The sequence below is a fragment of the Streptomyces atriruber genome (assembly GCF_001418325.1).
In the GTDB taxonomy this organism is placed as follows: domain Bacteria; phylum Actinomycetota; class Actinomycetes; order Streptomycetales; family Streptomycetaceae; genus Streptomyces; species Streptomyces atriruber.
The window spans coordinates 1-24,036 of sequence record NZ_LIPN01000147.1; the positions used below are offsets into that span (position 1 = coordinate 1).

A 24,036-nucleotide genomic window follows, 5' to 3' on the forward strand; every position below is an offset into this window, starting at 1 on the left:
CCCCTCCCCAGCGAAAGCCTCCCCGGAAGGACCCCACGCGTGACCAGACCACCGTTCCCCCGAGCCCTCGCCGCCGGGATGCTGGCCACCGGGCTCCTGCTGACCGGCTGCGGCGCCGAGGTCGAATCGGCGGCGGGCAGCAAGTCCGACACGGACACCGTCACCGTCTCCAACTGCGGCAAGGACGTGACGTACACCCGACCCGAGCGCGCGGTCGCGTACGACGTGAGCGGCGCGGAGAAGATGTTCGCCCTCGGGCTGGCCGACCGCATGCGCGGTTACGTCATGAACAAGCTCGGCGACCCGTCCATCAAGGGCTCGCCCTGGCGCAAGAAGTACGCCGAGGTCGACCGCCTCGGCAGCGAGCGCATCACCCGGGAGATCGTCGTCGACGCCAAGGCCGACTGGGTCCTCGCGGGCTGGAACTCCGGCTTCAGTGAGGAGCGCGGCATCACCCCCGCCCTGCTGGACAAGGTCGGCGTCGACAGCTATCTGCACACCGAGACCTGCTGGGACTACGGCAACAAGAGCGTCGACGTGTCACCGCTCCAGGCGCTCTACACGGACCTGGACAACCTCGGAAAGATCTTCGGTGTGGAGAAGCGGGCCGACAAGCTCGTCGGCGACCTCAAGGGGCGTGTCGCCGCGCTGAAGAAGACCTGGCCCGACCGGAGCGACCGCGACCCGGCCAAGGTCTTCGTCTACGACTCGGGCACCGATCAGCCGTTCACCGCGGGGCGGCACGCCGCGCCGGACGCCATCATCACCGCCGCCGGGGGCACCAACGTCTTCGGCGACCTCGACAAGGGATGGACGACGGTGGGCTGGGAGCCGGTCATCAAGGCCAAGCCCGAGGTCATCGTGATCGTCGACTACGCCGACCAGCCCGCGAAGGAAAAGATCGCCTACTTGAAGAAGCTGCCCGCCCTGAAGTCCGTACCGGCGGTGAAGAACAACCGCTTCCACGTCATGTCGTACGGCGACGTCGTCAGCGGCCCGCGCAATGTCGCGGGCGCCGAGGACCTGGGCCGCTACCTGCGTTCGGTCGGGCGGTGACGGCGACCGTGACCACCACGCACACCACGCCGTTCGACGAGCGGCTCCTGGACGAGAGCGCCCCGGTCCATGAGCACATCACCGACGCGATAAAGGCCCCGGACCTCCTCCGACTCTCCGACAATGTCGTACTCGCCCGCTTCGAGACCCTCAAGGTCTACGCCGCCCTCGGTGCGGTCCGCACCTTGCTGGAGCGCGGGACCGTCAAGCCGGGCCAGACCCTCGTCGACAGTTCGAGCGGCATCTACGCACTCGCCCTGGCCATGGCCTGCCACCGCTACGGACTGCACTGCCACATCGTGGCCTCCACCACCGTCGACGCCACGATGCGCGCCCAACTGGAGGTCCTCGGCGCCACCGTGGACCAGATGCCGCCCTCCGAGGACCTGCGACTCGACCAGGAAGGCAGGGTCCGGCGCGTTCGTCGGCTGCTGGCCGAGCGGCCCGGCATGCACTGGATGCGGCAGTACCACGACGCCGTCCACTACACCGGCTACCGGGAGTTCGCCGCGCTCGTCGACCGCGCGCTGCCCGACGTACCGCTGACGGTGGTGGGGGCGGTGGGGACCGGCTCCTCCAGCGGCGGCCTCGTCCAGGCGCTGCGCGGGCGCGACCGCGACGTCCGGCTGCTGGGCGTGCAGCCCTTCGGCAGCGTCACCTTCGGCAGCGAGGGGTTCAGCGACCCGGAGGCGATCATCGCGGGGATCGGCAGCTCGATCCCCTTCGACAACGTCCATCACGACCTCTACGACACCCTGCACTGGCTCGACTTCCGGCACGCCATGGCCGGAGCCGTGGGGCTGCTGCGCGAACACGCCGTGTTCGCGGGACTGTCCACCGGCGCCGCCCACCTCGTCGCGGGCTGGGAGGCCGCTCGTGACTCCGGCCGCACCCATCTGGTGATCGGAGCCGACACCGGACACCGCTACACCGACCGCGTCTTCGCCCGCCACCGCGAGGCGCTCGACCCGCGCGCCCTCGAACCGTGCCGGATCGCCGACCTCGCCGACCTCACCCCGCCCTGGTCGGCGATGGAGTGGAACCGGCGGAGCTACGACGTACGACGCGGCGGTGCCGTACGCGCACCGGCACCGGCACCGGTAGCCGCACCCGCACCCGCCCCGGCACCGGTAGCCGCACCCGCCCCGGCACCCGCGTCGGCGGAAGCCCAGCTCGTACGAGCGACAGACCCACTCACACACGCGAGCGGCCCGCTCGGCGTACCGGACCGGGAGAACCAGACACCGTGACCATCGCCGCACTGGAAGCACTCACCTTCGGCCTGGGCCGCCTGGTCGAGGCGGCGGGCACCGCCGGTCACCGCCTGTGCCTGCTCACCGGCGACCGCGACGTCTACCGTCACGAACTCGCCCACCTCGCCCACGGGGCACTCGACATCGTCGACATCGACACCACCGATGCCGGTGCCTGCGCGGCCGCCCTGTCGGCCCTGCCCGACCTGAGCGGGCTCATCAACTCGACCGACACCTGGAGCGTGCCCGGCGCCGACCTCGCCGCCAAGTTCGGCCTGCCCGGGCCGGATCCGAGCGCGGTGCGGATCCTGCGCGACAAGAGCCGGGTGCGCGCCCTCCTCCACGAGCGGGGCCTGAGCCGCAGCCGTGCCGTCGCCGTTCCCGCCGATGTCTCCTCGGCCGAGGAGATCCTCCGCGAGGTCGGCCTGCCCGCCGTTCTGAAGGACTCCGCGGGCACCTCCTCCCGCAACGTCTGGCCGGTGCGCGACGAGCGACAGCTCCGCATCGCGCTCGCCGAGGCGTCCCAACGCCCCTTCAACGGGCAGCTGTTCGCCGAGTGCTTCTTCTCCGGACCCGTCTACAGCGCGGAGACCCTCGGCTGGGAGGGCGAGACCAAGCTGCTCGGTGTCCTGAGCCGCCAGATGTCACCCGAGCCGTCCGTCCGCGAAGAGGCCGCGGCCTTCCCCGTCGCCTTCCCCCGCCCCGAACTCGACGTCATCGAGAGCTGGGTGGGACGCGTGCTGGCCGCCGCAGGCCACGACAGCGGCTTCGCGCACGTGGAGTTCGTCCTCACCGCGGACGGCCCGGAACTGGTGGAGATCAACCGCCGCATCGGCGGCGCGCTCGTCGGCGAGGCGCTGTGCCGCGCCCTGCGCACCAACGTCTACGACGCGATGGTCGACACGGCACTCGGTAGGCGCCCCGCCCTGCTGGACGCGGTGGCGGCGGCCGAACCCGCTCCCGGCCCGGCGACGGCCTTCGTGCTCGTCTATCCCGACCGTCCCGGCACCCTCACCGGCTGGACGGGCATCGACGGCCTGACCGCGTTCCCCGGCTCGCCCGAGTGGTACCCCACCGCCGTCCCGGGACGGCGCCTGGAGCACCTGAGCGACCAGCGCGGCTGCACCGGAATCGTGCTGACCGAGGCCGAAACCGCCGAGCTGGCCCTGCACAGGGCGCTCAGCGCCGCCGGGAGCATACGGCCGACGGTGGCGGGCGACGACGACCGGGAATGACAGGCACACCACCGCAGCGCCCAGAACGACCGCGGCCACGATCACGGTCGCGCCTCGCACCGTTCACGGAGTTCTCGGACCCTCAGTACTTCCTTCTCGCCGGGTCGTTCCTCATCCCCTTGGGCAGCTTCGCCGTGCTGCCCTTCATGTCGGTGCTGCTGCACGAACGGCTGGGCATGGGGCTCGGTGCCGTCGGAGTCGTGCTGGCCGTCGCCTCGTTCGTGCAGTTCTCGGGCGGTGTCGTGGGGGCCGCACTCGCCGAGCGCATCGGTCTGCAGCGCACCATGCTGCTGGCCCTGGTGATCCGCACGGTGGGGTTCGGGGCCTTCCTGCCGGGGCTGAGCCGTCCCATGTGGGCCGTCGCGGCGCTGTTCCTCGTCTCCTGCGGGGCCGCGCTCTATCTGCCCGCGAACAAGGCGTACTTGGTCACGGGAGCGGCGGAGGACCGCCGCGCCCCGCTGCTGTCCGCGAGCAGCTCCGCGCTCAACGCGGGCATCGCGCTGGGCCCCATCGCCGCCGCGCCCTTCGTGCTCACGGCGTCGGCGGGGCTCTTCACCGCCGTCACCGTGCTGTTCGGACTGATCACGGCCGGGCACGCGCTGCTGCCGAAGGAGACTGCGGCGGGGGAGGAGGAACAGCGGCCCGGACCTCGGCTCCCCGAGGACGAGAAGCCGGCGACCACCGATTCGCCCCTCCTCCCCTTCGCGATCACGGTGCTGAGCGTGTACGTCTTCATGTTCTTCCAGCACTACCTCGCGCTCTACGCCGTGGGCAGGACCTCGACGGTCTTCTACGGCCTCGTACTCGCGCTCTACGCCCTGCTCCTCGTCGTCACCCAGCCCCTCCTCTCGGACTGGACGGCCCGCCTGCCCTATCCCCGCGCCCTGCGCATCGGCTTCACCGCGCTGACCCTCGGCATGGCCGCGCTGGCCCTCGGCCACCCCGCGGCCATCCTGGGCGGGGCCCTGCTGATCTGCCTCGGCGAGGTCGTCCTCTTCCTGAAGAACGACCTCGAAGCCCTGTCCCGTTCCGACCGGTCGCCCGCCGTCGTCTTCGGCCGCCAGCGCCTGGCGGCGGGGATCGGCGCGTTCGCCAGCGGCATCGCGGGAGGCGAGGGCTATGCGTGGGCCGAGGGGGCCGGTCACGCGGGCCTCTTCTGGGTGGCGGTCGCGGCGCAATGCGCGCTGCTGCCACCGCTGTTGCTGCGAACCCTGCGCCGAACCCGAACCCGAACCCGAACCCGAAACCGCACCGGAAGCCGAAGCTAACGGGAGCAGGGCGCTGCCCATTCCCTATTTCTGAAACGGGTTCTACTCTGTGCGCCGTCAGGTCCGGGACCGAGCGAGCCGAGCAGTGAGCCAGTAGAGCCTGGAGGGGCCGTGCACCTCGAATACACGCCGGAGCAACAGCAGTTGCGCACCGAGCTGCGTGCGTACTTCGCCGAGCTGGTGCCGGACAACGCCTATGCGCGGTACGGCGAACCCGCCGCCCAGAAACGGTTCTACCGGGAGACCGTGCGCCGCCTGGGGACGGACGGGTGGCTGGGGGTCGGCTGGCCCGAGGAGTACGGCGGGCGCGGGCTCAGCCCCATGGAGCAGTTCATCTTCTTCGACGAGGCGGCGCAGGCGGGCGTACCGCTGCCGCTCATGGCCCTGAACACCGTCGGGCCGACGATCATGCAGTTCGGCACGGACGAGCAGAAGGCGTACTTCCTGCCCCGGATCCTCTCCGGTGAGCTCGACTTCGCCATCGGCTACAGCGAGCCCGACGCCGGTACGGACCTGGCGTCGCTGAAGACGAGGGCCGTGCGCGAGGGCGACGAGGAGACCGGCCACTACACGGTCAACGGGCAGAAGATCTGGACCACCAACGGCGACACGGCGGACTGGGTCTGGCTCGCCGTCCGCACTGCCACCCCCGAAGAGGGCGTCCCGCTCCACAAGGGCATCACCATGCTCCTGGTCCCCACGAGTGACCCCGGCTACTCCTGCACGCTCATCAACACCCTCGCCTCCCACGACACGACCGCGAGCTACTACGAGAACGTCCGCGTCCCCGTCTCCCGCCGCGTCGGCGAGGAGAACAAGGGCTGGCGCCTCATCACGAACCAGCTCAACCACGAGCGCGTCACGCTCGCCGCCCACGGCACCATGGCGATCCGCGCCCTCCACGACGTGCAGCGCTGGGCGATGGACACCAAGCTGGCCGACGGCCGCCGCGTCATCGACCTGGGCTGGGTCCGACAACGCCTGGCGAAGACCCACACCAGGCTCGACGCGATGAAACTCCTCAACTGGCAGATGGTGAACGCCGTCCAGGAGGGCACCCTCACCCCACAGGACGCCTCCGCGGTGAAGGTCTACGGCTCAGAAGCACGCCGCGACGCGTACGCCTGGCTGATGGAGGTCGTCGGGGCGGCAGGCGCCCTGAAGGAGGGCTCGGTGGGCGCGGTCCTCCACGGCGAACTCGAACGCGGCTACCGCTCGGCGGTGATCTTCACGTTCGGCGGCGGGAACAACGAGATCCAGCGCGAGATCATCTCCTGGATCGGGCTGGGGATGCCGCGGGTGCGCCGTTAGCGCGTTGTGACGGCAATTCATATTCAAGCAGGGTGAGGAAGCGGGCGGCCTTTGAGGCGGCCCGCTTTCTTTCTGCTGCTCATGTTTGATTGGGGAGGGTGTTCTGCCTGACTCTCCGTTCTGCAATCGCGACTCCCCGTCCCAGAAAGAGATGAACTGTCAAAACCCGTACGCTGTGCGCCACGTGGCGTAGACACTGCTGGAAACAGGCCCTTGCATGGAGCAGCGGGGGTGCTCGTAGCTCCTGCCCGAGTACAGGAGGACTGCCGTGGTGTCGTCGGATCCGCACAGCTATTGGATTGTGTTGCTGGACATCGAAGATTTCAGCCTGCGTCCTGAGGTTTCCCAGGCGACATTGCACGGCGAGTTGTACGAGGTGGTCGAATTCGCTCTCGCCCGTGCCGGGCTCAGCCTTGCGAAATGCCCCGTCCAGGACCGGGGGGACGGAATGCTGATCCTGGCGCCCGTGGGGACCAGTCCGACCAGGCTGCTGCGCGAGCTGACGCGGGGTCTGGAGGATGCGTTGCGGGCGCACCAGGAAAAGTACAACGAGACCCACCGCATGAGGCTGAGGGTCGGTCTCCATCAGGGACTCGTGATCCGGCAGGGCAAGCGCTGGACCGGTACCGCGATCAATGACCTGGCCCGACTCGTGGACGCCGGCCCGGTCAAGGGCGTACTCGCACGGGCGCGGAGGGCCCAGCTGGTGCTGGTCCTCTCGGAGAGCGTGCACGCGATGGTTGTGGGTGGCAACTACCCGGGGATCGACCCGGCGGCCTATCTGCCCGCCGACTTCGTCACCAAGCACGACGAGCGGCGCCGGGGCTGGGTCACGGTGCCCGGCTACTCGGCGCCCCCAGGTCTTCCCGCGGAACCACGGGGGACGTCCGGCGGAGCAGGGGGAACTCCGCTTCCGGACGTCGACGCGGGAGGAGAGGGCGGTGGGGCCGGTGCGGCGACCCCGGCCCCGCCGTCCGTATTCACCTTCAACGACGTGACGAACAGCCCGATCGCCGCGGGCACCAATCCGGTGAGCTTCGGCAGTGTCGGCCGGGACGTCGTGCACGGAGACAAGTACGAACACAACGAATACGGAGACAAGTACGAACACAACGAATACGGCACCACGGGCGAGTCATGAGCGCGCCGGGCGGCTCCCCGCCCCCATCGCCCCGGTCCGGACCCGAACCGTCAGCGCCCTCCCCGTCACCCACACCGTCCGGGAACGCGGCCGGTCAGGGGAGTGCGGTTGCCGGGGGAGGGGCGCCCCCGCCGGGCGGAGGCGGCAGGGACGCGACTCCCCCGGTGGGCGACGCCGGGACGCAACGGCCTGCGGGCCCGGCGGGCGGCGCCGAGGGCAACAATGTCGGAGCGGGCGAGAGCGCCCAGAAAGCCACCGCTCGCACCGGGCAGGGAAGTCTGCGCGCCGGTCTGCTCCGCGAGGCGTGGACTCACATAGGTCGGGACTGGATCCAGGGCAACAAGATCGTTGTCCAGGCCCCCGGCGAACGGGGCGTCGTACTGCGGGCCATCTCCGCAAGCACCGTGGAAACGGTCCGGTACGCGTTCCACAAGCCGCCCCGCTGGGACGACGTGCACGACAACGCATGGCAACGCCGCTCCGTCGTGCTTCGAGGGGCCGAGGGCGCGGGCAAGACCGCGGCGGCCCTGCGGCTGCTGATGGCCAAGAACGTGCAGGCCTGGTACCGGCTCGACTCCGTCGACGACCTGGCTCGACTGACGGAGCTGAAGGAACTCGGCAGTGGTTCGGGCCTGCTCCTCGACCGGCCCCCCGATGTGAGTGCACTGCGTGGCCAGCTGCTCGAAGGTCTGGAGGAGCTGCTGCGCCTGGCGGACGCCCATCTGGTCCTGGTCGCCGGGCCCGAGGACGAACTGGGCCCCGGCGTGGGCGAGTACGTGCAACGCATCGTCCGGCCGGATGGGCTGACCGCCGTATTGAGAGTCCACCTGGACCACCGTCTGGGCGGGGCGGAGGCCGAGCGGGTACTCGCCGACGCAGGTGTGGCCGCGCTGGCCGAAGAGCTGCTGTACGACGCCCCGTGCCGTGACGCTGCGCGGCTCGCGGAGGTACTGGCGCACGAGCACGGCCCGGAGCCCGGCGATCCGCAGCAGGCACTGGTCCTCGACCTGGACCGGGTCCGGACCCGGATGGACCAGACCGTGGGCGAGGGGCCCGAGGAGTGGTTCGAGGGACTCGGCGACACCGTGCTCCGCACCCAGGCCGTGGCCCTCGCCGTACTGGGCGGACTGCCGCAGGAGGAGGTGGCCCTTGCCTCGACCACCCTTCTGGCGTGCTTCCGAAGCGAACGCGGAGTGCTGACATCCAGTGTCGAAGAGGGCTCCGTCCCGCTGCGTCAGGACCCTTTCGCGCAGCCACGCCGCCTGTTCGCCGAGAAGCTCCGCGCCCGCACCGTCCGTTCGGTGACTCAGGGCGACTACGGCTGGCTGCCGTGCACCATCGCCGAGTACCGCGACGCCGAATACCCGGCCCGGATCATCCGGCACGTCTGGTCGGAGTACCGCATCCAGCAGGAGCTGGTGGGCTGGCTGGCCGAGCTGATCGACTCGTCCTCGCTCCCGGTGCGCAGTTTTGCCGGGACCTCGCTCGGGCTCATAGCGACCGAGTCCTTCGAGTTCATCGCCACCAGGGTCTTCGACCACTGGGCGCGGCACGAGGACTGCGGCTGGCAGCGGAGGGAGGCCATCGCCTACGCCCTGAAGGTCTGCGCCCGCGACCCGGCGCTGTGGGCGGGTGTGCACAACCTGGTCAACGGCTGGTACTTGAGCGGTATCTGGGAGTTGCAGGCCGCTGCCGCCCGCGCCTACGGCCTGTGTCTGGGCGGGGTCGACCTCGGCACCGCCGTCGCTGCCCTCACCCGGCTCGGCACGGTCGACCACATCCAGGTGGCCATCGCCATCGGTGACGGCTTCGTCGACCTGTTGGCACAGGATGTGGCGGCGCATGCCCCGGTCGTGCTGCGTGCCGTGGCCGAGATGGTGCACGAATCGGAGAGCCGTGCCTGCGGACACCTCGTCTTCCTGATTCTCGCCGACGGACTGGTCACCGAGGAGACGGTGGCCGGCAGTACGCAGCCGCGCAGCCGCCCCACGCTGCTGAACCTGGCCGTGCGGGACCGGCGCGGGGGCTCCCTGCGGCGGCTCTTCGGTTACCTGTGGGCCGAGGTGATCGGCGGTGAACTGTTCGGCGACGAGGCCGACGTGGTGCTTCAGCGATGGGCCGTTCAGGCCGAGACCGATCCGCTGCTCCTCGACGACCTGGTCACCACGATGGTCGAGGACGTCGCCGTGCGGAGCCCTCGCGTGCGCCTGCTCCTGCAGCGTCACGTCACGAGCTGGACCGGACGCGACTGCTTCCGTCCCCTGCCCCGCTCCGCGGCGGTCCTCGGCAGCGCTCTGCGCTCGGGGCAGCCCGGATTTGCCGCTCAGCCAGGAGGTGCCCGGTGAGCCAGCCGGTCTCGTTGATCGTCAGTCAGTCGCCGGTGCCCCGGTGGGGGACGGGCCCGACCAAGGCGAGGGAGCCGCATCTGGCCGTCGTCTACGCCACTGCCACGGGTGAGGTGGTGTGCTTCGACGGTCGCCCGCTGCGGGCGGGGCAGCAGTTCCTCTCCAAGTACCGCACGCGGTACGAGGTCGACATGCGCCCGCAGCATCGCACGGCCGTACTCGAGAACAATCCGCTGGTTTCCCGGGACGGGGTGCATGTCTTCCAGGTGACCGTCTCCTTCACCTTCCGCGTCGACGGCTGGACGGGCGCCGAGGACTGGGTGCGCTCGGGTCTGCAGGATCCCCTCCCCGTCGTGCACGGGCATCTGGTGAGCCGGTTCCACTCGGCAGGGCAGGGCTTCGGCATTGAGCAGGCCGTCGATCTCCAGAACCATCTGACCCGGCTCTGTGCGTCGCCGGTCTCCCTGTCGCCGGGGCTGGTGGTGGAGGGCTGCCGTGTCTCGGTCCGACCGGACGCCAAGTCTCTGGCCTACCTGGAGACGTTGATCGAGGCCGGCTGGACGGAGAGCATCGGAGTCGCCGAACACGTACCGAACATCGGGGCCGCCCATCGGGCGGGCGATCTCGCGGCGGTGCAGCAGGAGTACGAGATCGGCGCCACCCAGCGCCATGACGCCGCCTTCTCCGGGATGCTCATGAACAGCGAGGGGCTCATCCGGCAGTACCTCAACACTCATCCGCACGATGCCGCGGGGGCGTTCGCCATGAGCCGCCAGCTGGAGGAGGCGCGTGCCGCCACCGCCGAACTGCAGAACCAGCGGGCACTCGGCCTGTTCCAGGTGATGGCGGAGAAGGGCCTGATTCAGGCGGGCGACCTGGACCTGCTGCGACAGCACCTGACCGGACAGGTCGGCCAGGCCACCGGCGGGCACGTCCAGCTCTCGGCCGTCGCCACACCTCAACTGCCCGGCGCGCGGCCGTGGGACTCGCCGCCCCAGGGACCTGCCGCGCCGCCCCAGCAGACCGACCCAGCTGTGCCCGGGCCCGCACCCGGCAGCGCCACGCCGACCACGGCCGCCGCAACCGCCACGCCGACCACACCGGACACCGCCGCCTCCTCGGCCGTGCCCGTCCCCTTCTCCGGGGCCGCGCTCATCTACCTGGTCATCGACGAGTCGCTGAACAGTGACTGCCTGGACGAACTGAACCGCGGCCTCGCCGCCCTGCACTCCGCTCTCTCCGGCGCACCCGGGGTCTCCGCCGCGCTGCGGCTGTGCCTGCTGGGCATGGCCGCCGGAACGGAACTGCGGCTGCCGCTGGAAACGGTGCTGCCCAGCACACGGACGCCGATCCTCACCGGGCGTCAGGGGCTGTCGTACGAGCACGCCTTCCGCACCCTTCAGGCGCTGCTGCGGCAGGACGTCGCTCTGGTCAAGACCCAGCGCACACAGGTCCTGCGCCCGATCGTCTTCTTCCTCACCGGGGGTGTGCCCGACGAGGGGCCAGGCTGGGACGCCGCCTACCGCGAACTCGTCGACCAGGGAGGCAATCCGGTGGTACCCCATCTGATCGTGCTCGGCATCGGCGGGGCCGAGGCGCGAGCGGTCCGGACCATGGCGACCCGGCCCGAGTTCGGATTCATGGCCGCGCCGAACCAGGACGCGGCCTCCGCGGCACACAGTTGCGCCGCTTTCCTGCGGGACACGATCGTCGCCTACGGGCAGCGCCTGAGCTCCGGCGACCCACAGTTCTCACTCGTCGCGCCGGACGGTTTCCGCGCGGCCGAGGACGCGCTCTGACATACGGGCGACCGAAGACAGCAACCGCGAACGGGACAAGGACAAGGACAAGAGACGATGATGGAAAGCAATCGGGGGCACTTGCTCCCCATCTACGTCCTCGCCGACGAATCGGGCTCGATGACGCACCACATCGACGACCTGAACGACGGACTGAGGTCGCTGCACCAGGCGCTGCTCGGCGAGCCCATGGCGGCCGCCAAAGTGCGCTTCTCCGTCCTGGGCTTCTCGGACGATGTGGTCGAGCGGGTCCATCTGGTGGATCTGCGCAGCGCCGACGAGTTCCCGCGCCTGAGCACGCGGGGCATGACGAGCTACGCAGCGGCCTTCGAGGACCTGATCCAGCGCATCCCCGCAGAGGTGCAGAGCCTCAAGGACGACGGGTACCAGGTGCACCGGCCCGCTGTGTTCTTCCTCAGCGACGGCATGCCCACCGGCGACGAGGACTGGCGGGGCCCGCACAGCAGGCTCACCGACCGCGATCTGACCCTGGGGGCACCGAACATCATCGCCTGCGGGATAGCGACCGCCGACGCGGAAACCATCAGCCAGGTGGCCACGCAGCCGGAATTCGGCTTCGTCGCCGACAAGGGCGTGGACGTCGGCCCGGCGATCGCCAAGTTCTGCACCGCACTCACCAAGAGCGTGATCGCCTCCGGGCGCTCACTCGCATCGGCTTCTCCGCAACTGATGGTCGACAAGCCGGAAGGCTTCACCGTCGCGATCGACGTGATCTGACATGGTGCGGCTGAACTGGTGTCACCCCGACAGGCGACAGAAGCGGCAGGAGAAGGCGCCGCAGGCGGACCCGCGAGAGCGACAGCCCGTACGGCAACCACCGGGACCGGACCCGACGACCGAGGGTCGGCCGCGGCACCGCCCCGAGGAAGCCGTGGACGACTCGTCCCCGCCCCCCGACGCCTCCTCGCCCGCCGTCGGCCCTGCTCCCGAGCCCGCCTCCGGGCCCGGGCCACAGACCGCGCCGGACGACCTCGCTGAACTGTGGGAGCCCCTGAAGGTGGGCGAACCGACGGTGGCGCTGGAACCGACGCCGCCCTCAGGCCTGTCCTACCGGCCCGACGTCGTGTGCGACGGCTGGTCGGCTCCAGCACTCCATGTACGACTGGCCTCCGTGCGCGGCTACCAGCACCGATTCGACGGCCGGCCCCGCGAGGACGACGCTGCGGTCGCCTGCGACACGAACAGCGGGACGGTGGCCTTCGCCGTCGCCGACGGGGTCTCCGACGCACAGCAGCCGCACATCGGCGCGCAGCTGGCGAGCCGCAGTGCGATCGACGAGATGCTGTCCCAGGTACGCGGGGACGGCGCAGGCTACGTGGAGAACTGGGACAGGCTGCTTTACATGGTGCACTGGCAGTTGGTCGAGCAGACCCGCCGCATTCTGCATCACCCGAAGGCAGGGCTGCAGGAGACGGCCGGGCTGCTGGCCACCACCCTGGTGGCCGGGACGGCCACCCCCACCGACAGCGGGGTATTCGTCCACGTGGTCTCGGTCGGTGACTCCGGGGCCTGGCAGATCAAACACGGAAACGTCCACCGACTGGTGGGAGGGAAGCCGGACGGGGCGGACGGACTCGTCTCCTCCGCGGTGGAACCCCTGCCCTATCTGCCGAACGTGATCCGCCCGCTCACCTTCTCCCTGGAACAGGGCACGGTCCTGCTGGTCGGCACGGACGGCTTCGGCGACCCCCTGGGAGACGGAACGGGGGCCGTGGCGCGCCTGTTCCGCGATCGGCTGCGCCGCCCCGTACCGCCACTGGGCTTCGCGCATCTGCTGGACTTCTCACGGGAGACCTTCGACGACGACCGCACATTGATCGCGCTGTGGCCGAGGGACCAGGCAGGAGAGCGGTCATGACGGTCCCGGTTTCCTATGCCCGCCCCGACCAGCTGGGCGACTACCGGGCGCACCGACTGGGCGCCGGCGGACAGGGCGTCGTGTACGGCGTGCCCGAGCCGCCGGGCAGGTTCAGCGGCGAATTCCTTGCCTACAAGGAGTACCTGGCCACGGTCCGGAGCGACGGCGACGTGCTCTACGCCATGGTCGTCTTCCTCGAGGAGCTGGGCCGGTCCCACCGGCACGATCGCGCCTTCCTGAGCCATCGCCTCACCTGGCCGCTCGCGATGATCTACACGGGCAGCAGGCCGACCCAACTACGGCCTTCGCTCAATTCCGGCACGCTGGTGGTCGGCTTCCTGATGCAGCGACTGGTGGCGGAGTTCCAGCTCAACCACTCCCAGCTGGGCGAAGCGAAGCCCGCGGGCATGGAATTCCTGCTCAACGAAGACGCCTATACCTCGCGGATCGGACTGCAAGCCGACGACGACAAGCGGCTCAGGCTGCTCGCCGACCTGGCCGCGACGGTCACCCGGCTGCACCGGCAGGGCGTGATCGTCGGAGATCTCTCACCGAAGAACGTCCTGTTCAGACTGGCCCCGACGCCCAGATGCCTGCTGATCGACTGCGACTCGATGCGGCTCAGGGGCAAGGACGTGCTGCCCCAGGTGGAGACGGAGGGCTGGGAGGTACCGGAGGCGGCCAAGGCCACGACGGCCTCCGATGTCTTCAAGTTCGGTCTGATCGCCACCAGGCTCTTCAACCGGGACCAGCACAGCACGGACCTCAGTGGACTGCGGAGCATCTCGACCGACCTGGCGACGCTCGCGGATCGCAGCAGGAACACGGATCCACGACGGCGGCCTCAGCTGGCGGACTGGCACCGAGCGCTGGAACGGGCGCGCAGTGGAATGAAGGCGACGCAGGCACGCCCGCAGCCCGTACCGTCGCAGCAGCCACAGGCTCCGCAGCCCACGCCCCGACCGTCATCGACTCAGGTGCCGACCACGCCCGCACCGTCGTCTTCCTTCTCATGGGGTGGGTGCGTGGTCGGCACGATCGTGCTGTTGGTGGTGGTCGTTGGCATAGCCCTGCTCGTTGCCCTGAAGTCCTCGGGGGCCGACAGCAGCCCGCCGGCGGATACCGGAACTCCTGGGCGGGCCGAGGCTCCGGGGGCGGCCGTCGACTACTCGCAGGTCGTCGACGAGCCGGCAGCGGACGAGGTGGCCGACATGTTCGCCCGCTTCTACGGAGCAATCAACACGCGGCACTACGGCAAGGCCATGACCTACTACGACCCCAAGTCGGGCGTCGTCGACCGCACATCTGCCTCCAGCCGCAGGGAGTGGACGCGTGCCATAAGCACCACGAAGGACACCCGCATCGTCCTCGCCGCCCTCTCCACCTCGGGTGCACGCACCTTCGCCACCGTCAGTTTCCGCAGCCGTCAGGACGCCGGCTACGGACCGGCCTCGAACCCGGACGACACCTGTGACGACTGGAAGGTGACCTATCAGCTGACCCACACGAAGGGCTATCGCATCTACAAGGCGCCCAGGAGCGGGGTGAGCCATCGCCCGTGCTGAGTTCCCCAGGGGAGCCGAGCCGACGAGGCAGGCGACTCAGCCTCCGAAGGCCTGCCTCTTGAGTTGGTCCACGGAGCGAATCAACAGGGACTGCCGACCCGTCACGATCCAACCCCGGCCTCGCCATTGCTCCAATACGCGGCTGACCGTCCGACGGGAGCTCAGTACCAGCCCGGCCAGGTCGTCCTGGGAGAGCCGTAGGCCGATACGCAGCCCGGCACCATCGGGATCGGTGTGGCCGCAGCGCTCGGCCAGGTCGAGGAGCAGAGCGGCGAGACGGGCCGGGACCGGTTCGGTGATGCCGGTGCGCTGGGCGTCGGCCTCGCGCAGGCGCTGGGACAGTGTCTGCTCCAAGGCCGCTGCGACGGAGTTGTTGGTGCGAGCGATGGCGTGGAAGCGGACGGCGGGCAGGTGCAGCAGGTCGACCGGGGTCGCGGTCTGCAGCGATGCGGAGCGGCGGCGCCGCTCCAGCCCCGCCTGTTCGCCCAGGAGTTCACCGGGGCCGCGCAGCGCGAGCAGGGCGCGGTAGCCGGCGTGGGACTGGGCGACGACCTTGACCCAGCCGCTCACGAGCACCACCAGATGGTCGGAGTCCTCTCCCTGCGTCAGGAACTGCTGGTCCGCGGGCAGCGAAACCTGGACTGCCGCCCGGCGCAGTTCGGTCCGTTCCACGGGGCCGAGTGCCTCCCAGAAGGTGGAGGAGCGGTGGGCCGTCATGGTCAGCCCAACAACCACGCGAGGACGACGAACGTCCAGCCCACGACGGCGAGCGCGAGCGACTGCTGTACCCGTCGGCTCTTGATCCACAAGATCTGGCTCATGATCACCACCTGATGGGTCAAGGCGTCCAGAGGGGAGGTCTGGCTCAGCCTCTCGGTGAGGCGCTCAGGGGCCCAGTGCCGTAGGTCACCGAAGTAGAGGAAGTGGTTCTCCCGGGGTGGTCCGGCTCTGCGCCCGAGGCGTGGGCTGATCACGGACATGGAGGCGATGGCCGACAGCCCGAGCACGGCGGCACCCAGCCAGAACAGGACCATGGGCAGCACGCCGTCCAAGTCCGTCAGGCTGTGGTCGGAGCCGGAGAACGCGATGACCGCGACCGCCGACTCCAAGGCGAGAGCGAAGCCCGCCTTCGCGTCCACCTTGCCCGTCCAGTCGATGAGGACCGCGTGTATCCGCCAGGCGGTCTCCACCGGATCCGTCTCTGCCATGGCGCCCCCGGTTTCCCGATCGTCGGCCGGACAAGGGTGCAGGCGGCCAGTGTGGCACCGAGGGGCTGAACTGGCCCTGCTCCGGATGTACTCGCCGATTCACGCGACCCTGACCTCGGCCAGGAGCACCCTGTGGGGAACCCGCCGCCGTCCACCTGCCGGGGCTCAGGACGTGCCGGTGGTGCCGTCATCCGCGGTGAGGAGACGCAGGAGCCCGGAGCGGAGGGCGTCCGTGGCGTCCGTGGCCGTCATGCGGCCGGCGCTCACCTCCTCTCCCGTCGCGTGGCTGAGCGCGATCACGGCCGACACCTGCCACGCGAGCGGGGGGAGCGGGTCGATGGATCCCTCGTCGCGCCCGCGTGCGAGTACGTGTGCGATGCGGTCGGCGATCGGCCGGTGGCGGACACGCTCCTCTTCCGGTGGGGCCGGGCGGGGTTCGAGCCGGAGCAGGGCCGGGTGCGTCCGGGAGACGTGCCAGGCGGCGTCGAGCAGGCGGAGCAGCGCGTCGGGTGCCGGGCCCTCGTCGGGTCCCGAGGCGTCCATCGCCGCCGTGACCAGGTCGGTCATGTGGTCGACGACGGCCGTGAGCAGGTCGTCCCGTGAGGAGAAGTGGGCGTAGACGGTCTGGCGGGTGACCCCGGCCGCGGTCGCGACGGCGGCCATCCCCGCGTCCGGCCGCTCGCCGAGGAGCCGGACGGCCGCGTCGAGGATCGCGGTACGGCTGCGCTCGGCGTCGGCCCGGCGTCGCGGGGGCGGGCTCGGTGGACTTGGAGAGGCCGAAGAGTTCGGAGGGCTTGGAGGGCGCGGAGGGGGCAAGTCTTACACCTTGTCAGAGTTGTGGGTTCGCTTTAGTTTACAGGGTGTAAGAGTTCCTGGGGTGGTCCTGCGAGGACCGCTCCGCCCAGCCGCGCCTCGACGGGAGCCCCATGCAGCCACTGGCACAGAGCACCCCCGAACAGTTCGTCGCCGACTTCCTGACCGCATTCCACGAGGAGGTCGTGCGGGGCGACCACGACCCGGCCCCGGCCATGGCCCGCTTCTACACCCCGGACATCGTGATGATCAGTGACGGCGTACGGCTCGGGTGGGACAAGCTCCTCGCCCACATCCGTCCCGTCCGCAAGAACCTGGCCGAGGACGACGAGGCGCGCTTCGAGGTGCACGAAGCGCTCGCGGACGGCAACAGGATCGCGGCGCGGCTCACCATCCACGCCGCCCTGCGCAAGAGGCGGGTCTCCACGGAGGTCCTGACCTTCTACACCTTCGCTCCCGACGGCCGCCTGCACCGGTCCCACGGATTCACCCGGCCCGTCGACGCTCCCTCACGGGAGGCGGGGTGAGCGATACCTCCTGGCGTCCGGACGGCATCCTGGCCACACTTGGCGGTCAGGTCGTCACCCGTCAGGAGATGGTCGCACCATGCCCGAGCAGACACAGGCAACTCCACCCGACCCCGGGCTCTTCGGGCCGTCCTCCGTGACCTGGCAGGCGCACTCCGACCCGATGATGTGGGTCGCCGGGATCCGGGCCCTGTACCTCCAGGCCCTGCACCCCCGCGCGGTCCGCGGCGTCATGGAGAACTCCGACTTCCGCAAGGACGCCTGGGGCCGCCTCATGCGCACCGCCAACTTCGTGGGCACGACCACCTACGGGACGACGGAGGTGGCCGAGAAGGCGGGCGCCCGGGTGCGGAAGATCCACACGATGCTCCGGGCCACCGACCCGGAGACGGGGGAGCGTTACGGCGTCGACGAGCCCGAGCTGCTGCTCTGGGTGCACTGCGCGGAAATAGACTCCTATCTCCACGTCGTACGCCGTTCAGGGCTCCCCCTCACCGACGCGCTGGCCGACCGGTACGTCGACGAGCACCGGCAGAGCGCCCGTCTCGTGGGCCTCGACCCCGCGGACGTACCCGCGTCGACGGGTGAACTCGCCGCGTACTTCGAGCAGGTGCGGCCGCGGCTCGCAGCCGGGGCCGACGCCCGCGCCGTCGACGACTTCCTGCAGCGCCCCCCGACGCACACCCTGCTCGTTCCGGCGCGCGACCTGCTGTGGCGCCGCGTGGCGAACCTGGCGTACGCCTCCCTGCCGTCGTACGCCCACGAGCTGTACGGCAGGGCGGCCCCGCCGCCTGCCACGGTGACCCGCCGCCTCGTCCTCACCGGCACCGTCCTGCGCCGTGTCCCCTCCCGTGTGCGCTGGCAACTCCCGCCCAAGCACATCCTGCGCGCCATGGCCCGCCTCGGCCCCGGCAGCCGCCCGGCCCCGTACAAACTCGACAGACGGGACGCCATACTGGACGGGCCGGGGAGGGCGCAGCGAGGCAACGGGGGCGACAACACGAGATGGCGGACACCAGGCTGATCCAGAGCCGCTACCGGCTCCTGGATCTGATCGGGCGCGGCGGCATGGGCGAGGTGTGGCGTGCACGCGACGAGTCGCTGGGCCGCCAGGTCGCCGTCAAATGCCTCAAGCCGATGGGGCCTCAGCACGACCAGGCCTTCACGCGGGTGCTGCGCGAGCGCTTCCGCCGCGAGGCGCGCGTCGCGGCCGCGCTCCAGCACCGGGGCGTCACCGTCGTCCACGACTTCGGCGAGCACGACGGCGTCCTGTACCTGGTGATGGAGCTCCTCGAAGGGCGCAACCTCAGCCAGCTCCTGGAGGACAACAAGCAGCACCCGCTGCCCGTCGCGGACGTCGTGGACATCGCCGACCAGGTCGCGGGAGCCCTCGCCTACACCCACGAACAGGGCATCGTGCACCGGGACCTGAAGCCCGCCAACATCATGCGGCTCGGCGACGGCACGGTGAAGATCTGCGACTTCGGCATTGCCCGCCTCGGCGCCGACATCGGCTTCACCTCCCGACTGACCGGCACGGGCATCGCGATGGGCACCCCGCACTACATGTCGCCCGAGCAGATCGGCGGCGACCCCGTCGACCAGCGCAGCGACCTCTACTCCTTCGGCTGCGTGCTGTACGAGATCGCCACCGGAGCGCCGCCGTTCGACATGGAGGACGCCTGGGCCGTCCTGGTCGGACACCGCGACACCACGCCCGCGCCGCCCCGCAGGCACCGCGGCGAACTGCCCGCGTACTTCGACCGCATCGTCCTCGACCTGCTCGCCAAGGAGCCCGCGGCCCGGCCGCACGACGCGCGGGAGCTGGTCCGCCGCATCGCCGCGGGACGCACGTCGATCTCGTACGTCCCCACCATTGCCACGCCGCCCGTCCGCCGCCCCGAACCGCTGCCCTCCCACGAGCCGCGCCTGCCCTCCTGGACCCGCGGCATGACCACCGGGCACAAGGCCGGCGGCGCGTCCGTGCTGCGCGCCACGCCGCCCGACGCGGCCGCGGGCCTGACCGGCGAGTGGATCCCGCGCCTCGACGCGCGTCGCGCGGCGGCCCCCCGGCCGACCGAACGGCCCACGCCGCCCCCGGAAGTGGTGGCCACGCTCACCAATCGCCACAACGCCGGCCTGAGCCTCGGGCGGCTCGGCCGCTGGGCGGAGGCGGGAGAGGTGCACCGCGCGGTCGCCGCCGAACGCGAGCACGCCCTCGGCCCGGACCACCCCGACACGCTCGCCAGCCGGTACGAGGTCGGCTTCACGCTCAGCCGCACCGGCCGCGCCTCCGACGCCCTGCGCGAGTACGGCCGCGTCGCACAGGGGCGGGAGCGCACGCTCGGCCCCGAGCATCCGGAGACGCTCGCCGCCCGCCAGGAGATGGCGTACGTACTGGGCCAGCTCGGGCGGCACTTCGAGGCCCACCAGACGTACACCTCGGTGCTTGCCGTCCGCGAGCGCACGGCGGGGCCCGATCATCCCGACACACTGCGCTGTCGCCACAACCTCGCGTACAACCTGAGCCGCCTCGGCCGCCTGGAGGACTCCTTCCGGCTGGCCGAAGAAGTGGCGGCGGCCCGTGCGCGCGTCCTCGGGACGACCCACCCCGACACGCTCGTCACGCGGTACGAAGTCGCGTATGCGCTGGGCCAGTTGGGGCGCTGGCCGGAGGCCCTGCAGACCTACCGGGAAGTCGCCGACGCCCGGGTGCGGGCGCTCGGCGCCGACCACCCCGACACGCTCACCGCCCGCTACGAGGTCGGCATCAGCCTCGGCAGGCTCGGCCGCAGCGGGGAGGCCCTGGAGCTGTACCGCTCCCTGATCGACGACCGCACCCGCGTCAACGGCCCCGCCGACCCCGAGACGCTTAGGGCCCGCCACGGACTCGGTGTGAACCTCGGGCGGCTCGGCCGCTGGGAGGAGGCGCTCGCGGAGGCCCGGGACGTGTGCGCCGTCCGCGAGCGGGTGCTGGGCCCGGACCATCCCGACACCCTCGTGAGCCGCCGCGAGGTCGCCGTCGGCCTCGGCTGGCTCGGCCGCTGGGCCGATGCGCTCACCGAGTACCGCAGGGTGGCCGCGGCCCGCGAACAGGTCCTCGGCCCCGACCACCCCGACGCGCTCGCCAGCCGCAACGACGAGGCCCACTGCCTGGAACAGCTCGGCCGCGGCACGGAGGCCGTCGAGCTCTACCGCAGGGTGGCGGCGCTGCGTCAGCGGCGGGCCACCGGGGAGCGCTGACCCCCCGACGGGCCCGACGGGCCCGCGGCCCCCGGGGTCCCTCAGACCCCGGGGCCGCCCATGTTCTGATTCCTCGCGTGGGACGCGCTCAGCCCCTGCGCGAACCCCTGCCCCGCCGCCCCGCGCTCCACCGCGCCGCGCTCTCCCGAGCCGTCCCGGCGCCGCAGCACGGCCCAGCACGCACCGATCGCCGCCGCGGCCACGACCAGTATGGAAACCATGATGATCATGCGTTCTCCCGTCCCCGTGTGTACGGCGGTCCTCACCGTGCGGCCCGCCCCGATCCGTATCATCGCCTCTTTCCTGATCAAAAGGACAGGCCGGTGGCCGCCCGGAAAAATCGCGTGCGCAGATTGATCGACTCGGGACACACTGCGGCATGGATCCGGCTGCCTCCCAGACCTCGCGCGCACGAGCGCTGCGCCACATCGCGGAACTGGCGTCGGGCCCTCCGATGGACAAGACGCTGCGGGTGACCCTCAACTTCCATCCGGACCGGCCGCTGCACGGCAGGCCGATCCTGGACGCCATCGCCGAGGACGGCGTCTACTGCTCGCAGTTCGTCACGGGGACCAGCAACGGCGGACTGACCGCGCATCCCGGTGGTGACCGGTGGCGCTGGGAGAGCCGGATCTTCGACACGGCGTACGACGATGCGCCCGCGCACGAACGACCCGTCTACGGGGCGTTGAACTTCCGCCGCAAGCCGGTCGGCGGCGCGCCGCGGTTCGGCTCCGCCCACTTCCGGCTGACCGCCGCGACGCTGGCGCGGACCACGTTCTGCTACCCCGACAGCTTCCTCGAACCCGCGGACTTCGGTGTCGCGGACCGCATGGGGCTCATCGAACTCGCCCTCGCCGACCGGCAGGACGACCTCGACGACTACATCGAGGCACAGGTCCACGGACCGGTCCGGCCGGACCGCGACGTGGAGGCTCTTGTCCTCGACCCCTGCTACCGGGGCACGCCCGTCGAGACGTCGGCGCGGCGCCTCGGCTGCCCGGTGGAATGGCACCCCGGCTTCCGGCTCGGGGCCGAGGAGCTCCGCCGCCACCCCGGCTACCGCGGGCAGGAGTACGTCGACCTGGGCACGCGGCTGGCGGTCGACGGCGCCCTGGACCCGGGCATCGTCGGGGCCGCGGCGCGCTCCGGCCACCACGACCCCCAGTCGGTCAAGAGGGTGTGGCACTACGTGGCCCGGTTCGGGGCGCCACGGTCGGCCGACGGCCCGCAAAGCCGCGTCCCCCGTGCTAGGAAGAGCCATGCCCGATCGTGAGTACGACGCCGTCATCGTCGGCGGTGGCCACAACGGTCTTGTCGCCGCCGCCTACCTCGCCCGCGCCGGACGATCCGTGCTGCTCCTGGAGCGGCTCTCCGTCACCGGTGGCGCGGCCGTCTCCAGCCGGCCCTTCGCCGGGGTCGACGCGCGGCTCTCCCGCTACTCGTACCTCGTCAGCCTGCTGCCCAAGAAGATCGTCCGGGACCTCGACCTGAACTTCAGGGTGCGCACCCGCACCGTGTCCTCGTACACCCCGGCCGAGCGCGAAGGACGCCCCACCGGGCTCCTCGTCGGCGGTGGCGAGGCCCGCACCCGGCAGGCCTTCGAGCGGCTCACCGGCGGACAGCGCGAGTACGACGCCTGGCGCGACTTCTACGCCATGACTGGCGAGGTCGCACGCCGCGTCTTCCCGACCCTCACCGAACCCCTGCCCAGCCGCGCGGACCTGCGCGCCCGCATCGACGACGACACCGCGTGGCGCACCCTCTTCGAAGAGCCCATCGGCACGGCGATCGAGGACCGCTTCGCCGACGATCTGGTGCGCGGCGTCGTCCTCACCGACGCCCTCATCGGCACGTTCGCCGACGCCCACGACCCGTCCCTGCGCCAGAACCGCTGCTTCCTCTATCACGTCATCGGCGGCGGCACCGGCGACTGGAACGTGCCCGTCGGCGGCATGGGCGCCCTCACCGGAGCCATCGCCGACTCGGCCCGGATGTCGGGCGCGCTGCTGCGCACGGGGTGCGAGGTCACACGGATCGACACCGACGGCCGGCGCGCCGAGGTCACCTACCGGACCGACGACGCCGAACACACCGCCTCCGCCCGCCACGTCCTGGTCAACGCGTCACCGGAGGCCCTCGCCGGGCTCCTCGGCGACGAGGCGCCCCCGCCCGCGGAAGGCGCCCAGCTCAAGGTCAACATGCTGCTGGAGCGGCTGCCTCGGCTGCGCGACACGTCCGTCGACCCGCGCGAGGCCTTCGCCGGAACCTTCCACATCGCCGAGGGGTACGAGGAGTTGGCGACGGCGTACGCCCAGGCGGCCGCCGGTGCGCTGCCCGCCGCGCCCCCCTCCGAGATCTACTGCCACTCGCTGACCGACCCCACGATCCTCGCGCCCGACCTCGTCGAGCGCGGCTGCCAGACCCTCACCCTCTTCGGCCTGCACACCCCGGCACGGCTCTTCGCCCGCGACAACGACACCGCCCGCGCCGAACTCCTGAAGTCCACCCTCGCCCAGCTCGACGCGCATCTCGCCGAGCCGATCACCGACTGCCTGGCCCTCGACGCGGAGGGCCGCCCCTGCATCGAGGCCAAGACCCCGCTGGACCTGGAGCGGGACCTGCGGTTGCCCGGCGGCAACATCTTCCACCGTGACCTCGCCTTCCCTTACGCACAGGAGGGCACCGGCCGCTGGGGCGTGGAGACCCGGCACGCGAACGTCCTGCTGTGCGGTGCGGGCGCGGTGCGCGGCGGCGGTGTCAGCGGCGTTCCCGGGCACAACGCGGCGATGGCGGCGCTCGACGACACGGGCGGCCGTCGCGCGGCCGGGCGGGGAGAGGGCTAGAGCTCCGGCTCCGAGCTCCGCGGCGCGCCGCCGAATCCGATCTCGTTCCCGTCGGGATCGCGGTACGTCGTCTTGCGGACGCCGTTCGCGTACGTCTCGCGCTGGGCAGGGGCGAGGCCGCGGCCGGTGATCTGCGCGATGCGCTCGTCGAAGTCGCCGACGAAGAGGGTGTGCCGGGCGTGGCCCGCGTGCTCGGGGAGGTGCTCGATGTACAGATAGCGGTGCTCGGCCAGTTCCCAGACGGCTTCGACGTCGTTCGGGTGGAACGTGGCGGGGCCGCCGAGCAGGCGTTCGTACCAGGTGAGTGCTGATGCGTAGTCACTGACAGGGATGCCGGAGAACAGATCGAGGGCCATGCGGCCATCGTAGGAACAGCGGCCCCTGCCGACTGGATCTGACACTGCATCAGAAAATCTCTTCCCTCGGCCGGGCCACTGCGGCATTCTGCGCCCATGCAGACGGAGTTGAGCAAGAAACTGGGAGTCGAGCACGCCATCTTCGGTTTCACGCCCTTCCCCGCGGTGGCCGCCGCCATCAGCAGGGCGGG

General features: G+C 70.9%; 21 protein-coding genes. 16 read left to right on the forward strand and 5 right to left on the reverse strand.

Translation table 11 applies throughout. The annotated features are described in order from the left end of the window. Nucleotides 1–39 precede the first annotated feature (39 nt). The 11 genes from AOK03_RS16850 to AOK03_RS16900 all read left to right on the forward strand — a co-directional run bounded on the left by AOK03_RS16850 (nt 40) and on the right by AOK03_RS16900 (nt 14,852). Entirely contained in the window at nt 40–1,056 is a 1,017-nt protein-coding gene (locus AOK03_RS16850) for an ABC transporter substrate-binding protein (RefSeq protein ID WP_244177641.1), read from the forward strand. Nucleotides 1,057–1,103: 47 nt separating this feature from the next. Then, nucleotides 1,104–2,306 (forward strand): pyridoxal-phosphate dependent enzyme, encoded by a 1,203-nt coding sequence (locus AOK03_RS16855; RefSeq protein WP_425264387.1) that lies wholly within the window; start codon nt 1,104–1,106, stop codon nt 2,304–2,306. Further along, nucleotides 2,303–3,544 carry an ATP-grasp domain-containing protein gene (locus AOK03_RS16860; RefSeq protein WP_055566092.1) on the forward strand — a complete coding sequence of 414 codons (1,242 nt, stop codon included), beginning with the start codon at nt 2,303–2,305 and terminating at the stop codon, nt 3,542–3,544. The genes AOK03_RS16855 and AOK03_RS16860 overlap by 4 nt, the downstream gene beginning before the upstream one ends. Beyond that, on the forward strand, nt 3,541–4,812 hold the full coding sequence (locus AOK03_RS16865) for an MFS transporter (protein ID WP_055566093.1): 1,272 nt from the start codon (nt 3,541–3,543) through the stop codon (nt 4,810–4,812). Before AOK03_RS16860 ends, AOK03_RS16865 begins: the two co-directional genes overlap by 4 nt. A gap of 111 nt (nt 4,813–4,923) precedes the next feature. After that, on the forward strand, nt 4,924–6,123 hold the full coding sequence (locus AOK03_RS16870) for an acyl-CoA dehydrogenase family protein (protein ID WP_055566094.1): 1,200 nt from the start codon (nt 4,924–4,926) through the stop codon (nt 6,121–6,123). A gap of 268 nt (nt 6,124–6,391) precedes the next feature. After that, complete coding sequence (locus tag AOK03_RS16875) at nt 6,392–7,264, forward strand: hypothetical protein (RefSeq protein WP_157868977.1); 873 nt, start codon at nt 6,392–6,394, stop codon at nt 7,262–7,264. A 164-nt stretch (nt 7,265–7,428) separates the two neighbouring features. Further along, nucleotides 7,429–9,609, forward strand: a complete 2,181-nt coding sequence (locus tag AOK03_RS16880; protein WP_055566096.1) for a hypothetical protein — start codon at nt 7,429–7,431, stop codon at nt 9,607–9,609. Further along, nucleotides 9,606–11,408, forward strand: coding sequence for a vWA domain-containing protein (locus AOK03_RS16885; RefSeq protein WP_055566097.1), 1,803 nt, complete (start codon nt 9,606–9,608; stop codon nt 11,406–11,408). The genes AOK03_RS16880 and AOK03_RS16885 overlap by 4 nt, the downstream gene beginning before the upstream one ends. A 57-nt stretch (nt 11,409–11,465) precedes the next feature. Then, nucleotides 11,466–12,146, forward strand: coding sequence for a vWA domain-containing protein (locus AOK03_RS16890; RefSeq protein ID WP_079074773.1), 681 nt, complete (start codon nt 11,466–11,468; stop codon nt 12,144–12,146). Nucleotides 12,147–12,300: 154 nt separating this feature from the next. Next, nucleotides 12,301–13,287, forward strand: a complete 987-nt coding sequence (locus AOK03_RS16895; protein WP_055566098.1) for a protein phosphatase 2C domain-containing protein — start codon at nt 12,301–12,303, stop codon at nt 13,285–13,287. After that, a complete protein-coding gene (locus AOK03_RS16900) occupies nt 13,284–14,852 on the forward strand; it encodes a protein kinase family protein (RefSeq protein ID WP_055566099.1) in 1,569 nt (522 codons plus the stop codon). Before AOK03_RS16895 ends, AOK03_RS16900 begins: the two co-directional genes overlap by 4 nt. A 36-nt stretch (nt 14,853–14,888) precedes the next feature. Here AOK03_RS16900 and AOK03_RS16905 read toward each other — a convergent pair whose 3' ends face one another. From AOK03_RS16905 to AOK03_RS16915, 3 genes are all read right to left on the reverse strand, one after another. After that, complete coding sequence (locus tag AOK03_RS16905) at nt 14,889–15,587, reverse strand: Crp/Fnr family transcriptional regulator (RefSeq protein ID WP_167355616.1); 699 nt, start codon at nt 15,585–15,587, stop codon at nt 14,889–14,891. Next, on the reverse strand, nt 15,572–16,060 hold the full coding sequence (locus AOK03_RS16910) for a Pycsar system effector family protein (RefSeq protein ID WP_055566101.1): 489 nt from the start codon (nt 16,058–16,060) through the stop codon (nt 15,572–15,574). Before AOK03_RS16910 ends, AOK03_RS16905 begins: the two co-directional genes overlap by 16 nt. A gap of 165 nt (nt 16,061–16,225) precedes the next feature. Then, the gene (locus tag AOK03_RS16915; RefSeq protein ID WP_244177642.1) at nt 16,226–16,723 is read right to left on the reverse strand and encodes a TetR/AcrR family transcriptional regulator; all 498 of its coding nucleotides are present in this window, start codon (nt 16,721–16,723) and stop codon (nt 16,226–16,228) included. 263 nt (nt 16,724–16,986) lie between these two features. Here AOK03_RS16915 and AOK03_RS16920 point away from each other — a divergent pair, with 263 nt between their 5' ends. The 3 genes from AOK03_RS16920 (at nt 16,987) to AOK03_RS16930 (ending at nt 20,643) form a co-directional block, all read left to right on the forward strand. Next, nucleotides 16,987–17,400 carry a nuclear transport factor 2 family protein gene (locus AOK03_RS16920; RefSeq protein ID WP_055566103.1) on the forward strand — a complete coding sequence of 138 codons (414 nt, stop codon included), beginning with the start codon at nt 16,987–16,989 and terminating at the stop codon, nt 17,398–17,400. A gap of 79 nt (nt 17,401–17,479) precedes the next feature. After that, nucleotides 17,480–18,424 (forward strand): oxygenase MpaB family protein, encoded by a 945-nt coding sequence (locus AOK03_RS16925; RefSeq protein WP_055566104.1) that lies wholly within the window; start codon nt 17,480–17,482, stop codon nt 18,422–18,424. Then, nucleotides 18,406–20,643 (forward strand): serine/threonine-protein kinase, encoded by a 2,238-nt coding sequence (locus tag AOK03_RS16930; RefSeq protein WP_055566105.1) that lies wholly within the window; start codon nt 18,406–18,408, stop codon nt 20,641–20,643. The genes AOK03_RS16925 and AOK03_RS16930 overlap by 19 nt, the downstream gene beginning before the upstream one ends. 41 nt (nt 20,644–20,684) lie before the next feature. Here the strand turns inward: AOK03_RS16930 and AOK03_RS16935 are convergent, their stop codons facing one another. Next, entirely contained in the window at nt 20,685–20,873 is a 189-nt protein-coding gene (locus AOK03_RS16935) for a hypothetical protein (protein ID WP_055566110.1), read from the reverse strand. Nucleotides 20,874–21,022: 149 nt separating this feature from the next. Here AOK03_RS16935 and AOK03_RS16940 point away from each other — a divergent pair, with 149 nt between their 5' ends. After that, on the forward strand, nt 21,023–21,919 hold the full coding sequence (locus AOK03_RS16940; RefSeq protein ID WP_055566106.1) for a DUF3626 domain-containing protein: 897 nt from the start codon (nt 21,023–21,025) through the stop codon (nt 21,917–21,919). Next, on the forward strand, nt 21,906–23,489 hold the full coding sequence (locus AOK03_RS16945; protein ID WP_055566107.1) for a phytoene desaturase family protein: 1,584 nt from the start codon (nt 21,906–21,908) through the stop codon (nt 23,487–23,489). The genes AOK03_RS16940 and AOK03_RS16945 overlap by 14 nt, the downstream gene beginning before the upstream one ends. Here AOK03_RS16945 and AOK03_RS16950 read toward each other — a convergent pair. After that, complete coding sequence (locus AOK03_RS16950) at nt 23,486–23,845, reverse strand: VOC family protein (protein WP_055566108.1); 360 nt, start codon at nt 23,843–23,845, stop codon at nt 23,486–23,488. The two genes, AOK03_RS16945 and AOK03_RS16950, sit on opposite strands and share 4 nt — an antisense overlap. Between the last annotated feature and the right edge of the window lie 191 nt (nt 23,846–24,036).

What these genes read in the sequence shown, in the direction of transcription:
- AOK03_RS16865 (WP_055566093.1), top strand. Translation starts at nt 3,541, where the DNA reads ATGACAGGCACACCACCGCAGCGCCCAGAACGACCGCGGCCACGATCA.
- AOK03_RS16890 (WP_079074773.1), top strand. Translation starts at nt 11,466, where the DNA reads ATGATGGAAAGCAATCGGGGGCACTTGCTCCCCATCTACGTCCTCGCC.
- AOK03_RS16900 (WP_055566099.1), top strand. Translation starts at nt 13,284, where the DNA reads ATGACGGTCCCGGTTTCCTATGCCCGCCCCGACCAGCTGGGCGACTAC.
- AOK03_RS16910 (WP_055566101.1), bottom strand. Translation starts at nt 16,060, where the DNA reads ATGGCAGAGACGGATCCGGTGGAGACCGCCTGGCGGATACACGCGGTC.
- AOK03_RS16915 (WP_244177642.1), bottom strand. Translation starts at nt 16,723, where the DNA reads ATGGCCGCCGTCGCGACCGCGGCCGGGGTCACCCGCCAGACCGTCTAC.
- AOK03_RS16920 (WP_055566103.1), top strand. Translation starts at nt 16,987, where the DNA reads ATGCAGCCACTGGCACAGAGCACCCCCGAACAGTTCGTCGCCGACTTC.
- AOK03_RS16925 (WP_055566104.1), top strand. Translation starts at nt 17,480, where the DNA reads ATGCCCGAGCAGACACAGGCAACTCCACCCGACCCCGGGCTCTTCGGG.
- AOK03_RS16930 (WP_055566105.1), top strand. Translation starts at nt 18,406, where the DNA reads ATGGCGGACACCAGGCTGATCCAGAGCCGCTACCGGCTCCTGGATCTG.
- AOK03_RS16935 (WP_055566110.1), bottom strand. Translation starts at nt 20,873, where the DNA reads ATGATCATCATGGTTTCCATACTGGTCGTGGCCGCGGCGGCGATCGGT.
- AOK03_RS16940 (WP_055566106.1), top strand. Translation starts at nt 21,023, where the DNA reads ATGGATCCGGCTGCCTCCCAGACCTCGCGCGCACGAGCGCTGCGCCAC.
- AOK03_RS16945 (WP_055566107.1), top strand. Translation starts at nt 21,906, where the DNA reads ATGCCCGATCGTGAGTACGACGCCGTCATCGTCGGCGGTGGCCACAAC.
- AOK03_RS16950 (WP_055566108.1), bottom strand. Translation starts at nt 23,845, where the DNA reads ATGGCCCTCGATCTGTTCTCCGGCATCCCTGTCAGTGACTACGCATCA.